The 6499-nt window shown below is 64.8% G+C and carries 4 protein-coding genes; 3 read left to right on the top strand and 1 reads right to left on the bottom strand.

The annotated features are described in order from the left end of the window. Positions 1-333 (top strand): FHA domain-containing protein (locus KA419_18665; GenBank protein ID MBP7867957.1); only part of this gene is annotated, 333 nt, incomplete at its 5' end. 260 nt (positions 334-593) lie between these two features. Here the strand turns inward: KA419_18665 and KA419_18660 are convergent. Beyond that, complete coding sequence (locus tag KA419_18660) at positions 594-2753, bottom strand: MFS transporter (GenBank protein MBP7867956.1); 2160 nt, start codon at positions 2751-2753, stop codon at positions 594-596. A 572-nt stretch (positions 2754-3325) separates the two neighbouring features. Between KA419_18660 and cphA the strand changes: the two genes are divergently transcribed. Both cphA and KA419_18650 read left to right on the top strand, forming a co-directional pair. Next, positions 3326-5977, top strand: a complete 2652-nt coding sequence (gene cphA / locus KA419_18655; protein ID MBP7867955.1) for a cyanophycin synthetase — start codon at positions 3326-3328, stop codon at positions 5975-5977. Beyond that, entirely contained in the window at positions 5974-6492 is a 519-nt protein-coding gene (locus KA419_18650) for a type II toxin-antitoxin system HicB family antitoxin (protein ID MBP7867954.1), read from the top strand. The genes cphA and KA419_18650 overlap by 4 nt, the downstream gene beginning before the upstream one ends. The last annotated feature ends 7 nt before the right edge of the window (positions 6493-6499 follow it).

Below are 6499 nucleotides of genomic sequence, written 5' to 3'. Positions count from 1 at the left end.
GCCCCCGCACCGCCCTCGCGGGACCGCACGGTCTTCGTCGGCTACTCCGCCCCCGGTGAACTGGTGGTGGAACAGGGGCCGAACACCGGGGCCCGCTTCAAGCTCAAGCCCAACACCCGCATCGGCCGGGGGAAGGGGAACGACGTGGTGCTGGGCGACCGCCGGGCATCGACCGAGCACGCCGTCCTGGTGACCACCGGCATGTTCCTCATGCTCACGGACCTGGACAGCACCAACGGCACCACCCTCAACGGACAGCTGGTGACCCACCCCGTGGCCGTGAACCTCGACGACGTGATCGGGATCGGGGAGACGCTGCTGAGGGTGGTCTGATGAGGAAGGCTGTAGGCTGTAGGCTGTAGGCTGTAGGCTGTAGGCTGTAGGTCCGGAGGTATTCACATCGGTATCGGTATCGGTATCGGTATCGCAATCGCAATCGTAATCGTAATCGCAGTCGCAATCGATATCGATCCCGCGTCCCGAGGTCAAATACGAACCACACGAACCGGAGGTTCCGTAGAAAATCCGGACTTTCGGAGAGCCGGGGTTCGGTCCGGGGACCGGCTGGGTTCGGGGGATTCCCCCGGCAGCGGTCAGGCTTCCGCCTTTTCCCGCTTTCCGACGAACAGGTGGTAGAGCAGCAGGCCGATCACGGTCGCCAGGCCGATCCCCGCGAAGATGAGCCAGAGGGTCCGGGGTTGGTTGAGGTTGTCCACGTAGTGGACGTAGAGGTTGGCCCCCAGAACGCCGGCGATGCTCGACCCGATCACCCCGTACAGGCTGCAGTACCCCATGTACATCGCCAGTTTCTCCTTGGGGGCGATCTGCCCCACGTACGAGAAGAACTTGGGATGTGCCGTCATTTCGCCAATCGAGAAAATAATATTCCCGATCAGGAACACCCAGATGCTGGGCGAGATGGCCAGGATCGCCATGCCGACGGTGCCGAGGAGGATCCCGACGATCATGGTGGGGAGGGCCGGGGCCTTCTTCACCAGCCACGAGACCACGAGCTGCAGGCAGATGATGGTGCCGCCGTTGATGACGGTGACGTGCTCCACGTCGAAGCGGAAGCCGGGTTTTAAGCCGAAGGTCCCGAAGAAGCCGTTGATGGCGGCGTTGAGGGAGTCCGCCCGCACGTAGGCCTGGACGTACCAGAGGACCGAGTCGAACATCTGGAAGTACAGGACCCAGAAACCGGAGTAGATGAAGATCATGGAGAGGAAGCGGAAGTGCTCGCGGAAGCGGGCGGCGTCGGCGCCGTCGATGGTGAAGAGGGAGAGCAGGGTGAGGTAGATGATGGAACAGAGGACGCGGCTGAATGTCGACAGGCCCGGGATGGTCCACAGGATCAGCATCATGGCGATACCGGCGGCCATCACCACCAGGGTTCGCCGCCCGTCGGGCAGGGCGGCGACGCGGGGCCGGAGGAAGAGGATCACCAAGCCCGTGGCCAGCACCAGCACGACGAAAAGGAGAAAGAAGGGCCGGCGGGAGGAGTCGGCGAGGGCCTTGCGGACGGCCCCTTCCTCGACGGCGGAGAGGGACGGGTCGGAAGCCGCCATCCGCTCGAGGATGACCTTCACCAGCCGCTCGTCCGCCGTGGGTGCCGACACCGTCACGATACCCTCGCCCCGGGCCTCCCCGACGGGCTGCTGGACGAGGATCGACGTCTCCCGCGGATCGGGCAGGTAGATCAGCCAGAGGGTCCGGGGTTTCTCGACGCTGCGGATCTCGTCGGCGAGCTTCCCCGGCGAGGGACAGGGGAGGCCCGCCGCGGCCAGGTCACGGACCAGCGCGGGCAGGAAGCGATCCCGGTCCCCGGGCCGGTGGATGGTGAGGGTCGCGGGCTTGCCGTTCTTGCCGGGTTCCAGGGCGTAGTCCTTCCCCACGATCTCGTTGCGCACCACCTCGAGGGTCAGGGCCCCCTCCACGCTCGCGGCGGGAAAGCGGCGGACCTGGAACTTCTCGAAGCGGGGCGTGAGGTACTCCTGGATCGCCACATACCCCAGGGCGCCCAGGAAGAGGACGACCAGCACCTGCCAGGACCGGCGGGCCATGGCGTGCCGTAGGAGGACCAGCGGGGAGTAGATGATCTCGAAGGCGTCGGCCACGGTTTTCAGGGCGCTCTTCTTGGTCTCCGGGGCGGCGCCCTCGGGGAGCGGCGGCTTGGCGGGGTCCCGGTAGAAGAGCAGGGTGGGGACCAGCATGGCCCCCGTGCAGAGCGCCGCCGTGACGAAGACCCAGGGCCAGGCGATGCTCTTGAGCCAGGGCACCAGGAACAGCGGGAAGAGGAACGCGCCGAGGTTGATGGACCAGTAGTAGATCCCGAAACCGACCGAGGAACTCTCCTTGTCGGTGACCCGGGCGATGGTGCCCGAGACGATGGGCTTGAAGATGCCGGCCCCCAGGGCCATCACCACCATGGCCAGGAAGACGGGGGTGTACTCGGTGGCCCGGGAGATGAGGAAGTAACCGGTCCCCAGGAAGGCGAAGGCCACGGTGAGGGCCTTCCGGAAGCCGAAGCGGTCCGCCAGGGCCCCCGACAGGATGGGGAGGAAGTAGAGGATGGGCTGGATGACGCTCTTCAAAACCCCCACGTGGTCCTTGGGGAAGAGGAGGACGTCGGTGCAGTACACCGAGAAGACGCTCATCATGCCGTAGTAGGCCCCGCGCTCGAAGAACTCGAAGAGGATCACCAGCCAGAACAGCGCTGGGAATCGCTTTTTCCTCGTCTTGGGGGTGTCGGTCATGATTGTCTCCCGGGTGAATCTGGCCGCGGCCGAAACGGCATTCTACCACGGGTGGTCGGGATCACGCAAAGCCGCAAAGACGCAAAGACCCGAAACGCGGTCTTTATCCTGACCCACCAAGCGGATCAGACCGTCATGAAACGCGAACCCCGATAACCACCCGAAAAAACCGTGAAGGGACGAAAGGACCCAAAGGACCAAAGGGACCCAAAGGACGGGTGGGGCGAAGCGGACGTCGCCGGAGGGAGAGACCCTTGGCACCGGTGCTGATCCGTGTTTGTCCGTGTGCATCTGTGTTCATCCGTGGTTGTCCGTGGTTCGGATCGGGTTGCGGCGGGGGCTTTTCTTCTGGGTTCGTGGTTCATTCCCGTCCGTGTATTTCGTGTATTTCGTGGTTGTCTTCGTCCTGATTCAGGTTGGGGATTTGGGGATATTTCGAATCTTCCGGGTTCCACGCGGGGGATGTTTGCGGTAAAATAAGCCGACCGAAGAAGAAACATCCAGACCGGGTCGCGGCCCGGACTCGACCCGAAGCGGAAAACCACGCCGGAGACACCGGCCAGGAGGCAGAGATGAAGATAGTGGAGATCAAGGCCCTGCACGGGTCGAACTTCTGGAGCAAGCGCCCCGTCATCCGGATGGTGGTGGACCTGGAGGACCTCAAGGACGTCAAGACCAGCCAGCGTCCGTCCTTCCTGGATCGCCTGGTTCAGGTCATCCCCAGCCTGGCCGAGCACAAGTGCTCGCTGGGCGTGGAGGGGGGCTTCCTCCAGAAAATGCGCGAGGGCACCGACTTCGCCCACGTCATCGAGCACCTGACCCTGGAACTGCAGTACCTGGCCTACATCGACGCCTACTTCTGCCGGTCCTACCCCACCAAGGACCCCGGCGTCTACCTGGTGATCTTCGAATACCTGGTGGACGAGGCGGGGATCCACGCGGCACAGCAGAGCGTCCGCATCATCCAGGACATCCTGGCGGGCAAGTCGGACGAGGAAATCGACGTCGACGGGGTGATCGACACCATCGACGGCATCCAGGAAGAGCACTACCTCGGCCCCACCACCATGTCCATCATCGAGGAGGCCAAGCGCCAGAACATCACCGTGATCCGGCTGGACGACTACAACCTGGTGCAGCTGGGCGAGGGGAAGTACCAGAAACGCATCCAGGCCTCCCTGACCTCCCACTCCAACGTGCTGTCGGTGGAACTGGCCGGCGACAAGAAGACCACCAAGATGATCCTGGAGGACAGCGGCATCCCCGTCCCCAAGGGCACCGTGGCCTCCAAGTGGAAGTCGGTGCTGGAGGACGCCGAGTGGCTGGGCTACCCCGTGGTGGTCAAGCCCTACGACGGGCACCACGGCAAGGGGGTCACCATCGGGGTGAAGAACGTGCAGGAGTTGCAGGCGGCCTTCGACCGGGCCAAGGAGGGCTCGGAGCGGGTCATCGTGGAGCAGATGGCGGTGGGGAAGGACTTCCGGATCCTCGTGGTGGACGGCAAGTTCACGGCGGCGGCGAACCGGGTCCCGGCGCACGTCGTCGGCGACGGGCAGAACACGATCCAGGCCCTCATTAAAAAGGAAAACCAGAACCCGCGGCGCGGCCGGGGCCACCAGAACGTCATGACCCTTCTTCACGTGTCCGACGCCACCCAGGAACTCCTGGCGGAGAAAGGCTACACCCTGGAATCGGTCCCCCCCGCCGGGGAGTTCGTCCAGCTGGAGCGCACGGCCAACCTCTCCACCGGCGGCTCGGCCATCGACGTGACGGACAAGGTCCACTCGGCCAACAAGTTCATGTTCGAGCGGGTGGCCCGCATCATCGGCCTGGACATCGCCGGGATCGACGTCATCGCGCCCACCCTGGAAGTCCCCATCACCACCAACGGCGGCGCCATCATCGAGGTGAACGCGGCGCCGGGACTGCGCATGCACATCAGCCCCTCCGAGGGCAAGCCCCGCAACGTCACCCGGCCCATCGTCCAGATGCTCTTCCCCCAGGGGACCAAGTCGGACGCCCTCATCGTGAGCGTCACCGGCACCAACGGCAAGACCACCACCACCCGCCTGGTGGCCCACGTCCTCAAGGGCGTGGGGCACGGCGTGGGGATGACCTCCACCGACGGCATCTACATCCGCGACCGCCTGATCCTGGAAGGCGACATGAGCGGCCCCCGCTCCGCCCGGCTGATCCTGCAGGACCCCACCATCGACTGCGCCGTCTTCGAGACGGCCCGGGGGGGCCTGCTGCGGGACGGCCTCGGCTACGGCACGGCGGACGTTGGGTGCTGCCTCAACGTCTCCGAGGACCACATGGGGCTCGGCTACATCGAGACCCTGGACGACCTGGCCCGGCTCAAGGGGATCGTCCCCTCCACCGTGCGCCCCGGCGGCCACTCGGTGCTCAACGCCGACGACAAGCTCTGCCGCGAGATGGCCAAGGACTGCACCGAGAACCTCATCTGGTTCAGCCTGAACCCCCAGAACCCCACGGTGCTGGAGCACGTGGAGAACGGGGGCACCGCCGTGGTCTACCAGAACGGCTACATCACCGTGCTGGAGGGGGACATGACGATCCCCGTGGCCCGGGTCTACGAGATCCCCATCACCCTGGAGGGGAAGGCCGCCTTCAACATCCAGAACGCCCTGGCCGCCACCGCCATCTGCCACGCCCTGAAGGTGAAGGTGGAGGAGATCCGGGTCGGGCTCTCGTCCTTCTTCCCCTCGCCCTCCCAGACGCCGGGCCGCATGAACTTCATCCCCGTGCGCAACTTCGACGTGGTCATCGACTACGCCCACAACCCGCGGGCCTACCTCCACTTCTTCGACTTCGTCTCGAAGCTGGACTACCCGCGGAAGGTGCTGGTGCTGGACGCCGTGGGGGACCGCCGCGACCAGGACATCGAGCAGCTGGCCGCCATCTCCGGCAAGCACTCGGACCGCGTGGTCATCTACGAGGACAAGGACCTGCGCGGCCGCAAGCCCGGGGAGATCGCGGAGGTCCTCAAGCGCGGCTTCCTGGCCGCCGGCTACCCGGAGGCGCGGATCGAGGTGGCGGCCGACGAGTGGACCGCCATCGGCCGCGGCCTGGAGCTGTGTGAAAAGGGCGACCTCCTGGTCTACATGACGGGGCGCGTCCGGCAGGCCATCAAGTACCTTTACGAGTACAAGGAGAAGCTCGACCCCCTCGGCGCCCGCGTCGACACCACGCTGTTCGAGTGACCCGCCCCCCCGAGGGCCCCTCACCCCTCGGGGTCGGTATCGGTATCGCAGTCGCAATCGCCGTCGGAATCGGGATCGCCGTTGATGCCCGGAGCTTGAAGAGATCCCCGACCCGGGTTTGCACGATCTGTCTGGAGGTGAAAAGGACACACCGGTTCACCCTCATCGTGGAGCGGGACCCTGAAAGCGGCTGGCTGGTCGGGGAAGTGGTCGAATTGACGGGGTGTCACTGCCAGGCGAAGAACATGACCGACCTGGAGAAAAACATGCGGGAAGCCATCCCGGTCTATCTCGAGACCGCCGGCGATGAGACTCCCTACCCGGAATTCGTGGGGCTGCAGCAGATCGAGGCGGCCGTGAGAACAACGATCTCCTCGATTAAAACCAGCATGATCAGGATCAGGTTGAACTCGGCCCGAGCTTGGAATATGATTGAATCGAAAGGCCTGCTCCTGCATTTCACGGGTACATGTCCCACGAAGGATGGCAGGTCGATCCGGCAAGACGGAAGGTGAGGGATAT

It is taken from the genome of Acidobacteriota bacterium, assembly GCA_018001935.1.
Lineage (GTDB): Bacteria > Acidobacteriota > JAAYUB01 > JAAYUB01 > JAAYUB01 > JAGNHB01.
Note: the sequence above shows the minus strand (reverse complement) of the source record. Positions and strands in the feature narration are given on the sequence as shown.

Excerpts from the sequence above, each read along its gene's own strand:
- cphA (MBP7867955.1), top strand. The coding sequence starts at position 3,326 with ATGAAGATAGTGGAGATCAAGGCCCTGCACGGGTCGAACTTCTGGAGC.
- KA419_18660 (MBP7867956.1), bottom strand. The coding sequence starts at position 2,753 with ATGACCGACACCCCCAAGACGAGGAAAAAGCGATTCCCAGCGCTGTTC.